The organism is Brevundimonas sp. (assembly GCF_018608325.1).
Lineage (GTDB): Bacteria > Pseudomonadota > Alphaproteobacteria > Caulobacterales > Caulobacteraceae > Brevundimonas.
On sequence record NZ_JABAZW010000035.1, the window covers coordinates 1 to 1,658 of the forward strand.

Below are 1,658 nucleotides of genomic sequence, written 5' to 3' on the forward strand. Positions count from 1 at the left end.
TAAGAGACAGCCTTCCAGCCGCGTGCGCAGGCCCGGCTGATCGATCAGGCGGCGAAAGTCGGCTTCGTCCAGTGTCAGGGCGATGCGGCTGCGTCGGTCCGGCCCGATCCGCAGGGCGTATCCGTCGCCCTGCGTCGCCAGCCATGCGGCGGGGTGGCGGGCCATAAGATCGCGGGCGCGTTCAACGGTGCGGCTCATCGTGGCAATTCCTGACGCGGCGCCTCGATGACCGAGTGCAGGCAGGTCTCCAACTGGGTCAGCAACTGATCGACCGGCTGGGCGTCGCGCGCCTCCTCGACCCAGCGGCAGGCGCTGGAGGCGGTCGAGCGGTTCAGGCCGAACACATGGGCCACCCGCTCCAGCGGCCAGCCGAACGAGATGTGCGCCAGATACATGGCCAGCCAGCGCGCACGCGACACGCCGGTGTCGGCCCGTCCGCGCGCCGTCATTTGCTCCGGCTGAACCCCTGTGCGCGCCGCAACCATATGAATGGCCAGTCCGGCTCTCAGTCGATCTTCCGCCGTGACGGGAACCCTGTATTCGTTTGCGTTCAAAAGCTCTTCTCCCCAACAATCGCCGAGTCGGGCGTTCTGGCGCCGTCTCGAACTGTGATGGGAATATAATCCTAACTCGCGTCAGGAACGGACGTGCCGCATTAACCGCGCACAGGTTGCGCGCGGCCAGGTCAGCGTCCGGCGGTGAGGGCCGTCGAAGCCCGGGCTTGGATTATGGTTAATAAATTTCGAATCATTGACCTGTAGGCCTCGACCGCGATTCCCAAATCAGCCTACGATTCGATTCATGGTGAGGAATTAACCTTTCTTAAGGTTTTCCGCCCTTAACCTGCGAACAAGGTTACCCAGCAGTATGCGTGGGTGGTTACCGCTAAGCTTTTGCCTGGAGGGCATGAATGCGCGTCCTGCTGATCGAAGACGACCACGCCACGGCTCAAAGCATCGAACTGATGCTGAAGTCGGAAGGCTTCAACGTCTACACGACCGATCTGGGTGAAGAAGGCATCGATCTGGGCAAGATCTATGACTACGACCTCATTCTGCTTGACCTGAACCTGCCGGACATGAGCGGTCTTGAGGTCCTGCGCCAGCTTCGCGTCGGCAAGATCAATACGCCGGTGATGATCCTCTCGGGCAGCCATGAGATCGAAACCAAGGTCAAGACCTTCGGCGGCGGCGCCGACGACTATCTGACCAAGCCTTTCCACAAGGATGAACTGATCGCGCGCACCCACGCCGTGGTCCGCCGTTCCAAGGGCCACGCCCAGGCGATCATCCACACCGGCGAGATCGCGGTTAACCTGGACGCCAAGACGGTCGAGGTTAACGGTCACCGCGTGCATCTGACGGGCAAGGAATACCAGATGCTGGAGCTGCTCTCGCTCCGCAAGGGGACCACCCTGACCAAGGAAATGTTCCTGAACCACCTGTACGGCGGCATGGACGAACCTGAACTGAAGATCATCGACGTCTTCATCTGCAAGTTGCGCAAGAAGCTGGCCACCGCCGCCGACGGCAAACACTATATCGAAACCGTCTGGGGCCGCGGCTATGTCCTGCGCGACCCGGCCGAAGGCGCAATCACCGTCGCCGCCTGATCGGTTCCCGATCCGAAACTTTCGAAACGCCCGCCGGAAACGGCGG

Annotated in this window: 2 protein-coding genes and 1 pseudogene; 1 reads left to right on the forward strand and 2 read right to left on the reverse strand. The window is 61.6% G+C overall.

The window, feature by feature from the left end; genetic code table 11:
• Window positions 1-198 (reverse strand): annotated as a pseudogene (locus tag QZ281_RS03855) (hypothetical protein); the annotation flags it as partial.
• Complete coding sequence (locus tag QZ281_RS03860) at window positions 195-554, reverse strand: helix-turn-helix domain-containing protein (protein WP_292224928.1); 360 nt, start codon at window positions 552-554, stop codon at window positions 195-197. The pseudogene QZ281_RS03855 and the gene QZ281_RS03860, both read right to left, overlap by 4 nt.
• Window positions 555-910: 356 nt before the next feature.
• Between QZ281_RS03860 and ctrA the strand changes: the two genes are divergently transcribed.
• Window positions 911-1,612 (forward strand): response regulator transcription factor CtrA, encoded by a 702-nt coding sequence (gene ctrA / locus QZ281_RS03865; RefSeq protein WP_201096711.1) that lies wholly within the window; start codon window positions 911-913, stop codon window positions 1,610-1,612.
• Window positions 1,613-1,658: the final 46 nt, after the last annotated feature.

Excerpts from the sequence above, each read along its gene's own strand:
- ctrA (WP_201096711.1), top strand. The coding sequence starts at position 911 with ATGCGCGTCCTGCTGATCGAAGACGACCACGCCACGGCTCAAAGCATC.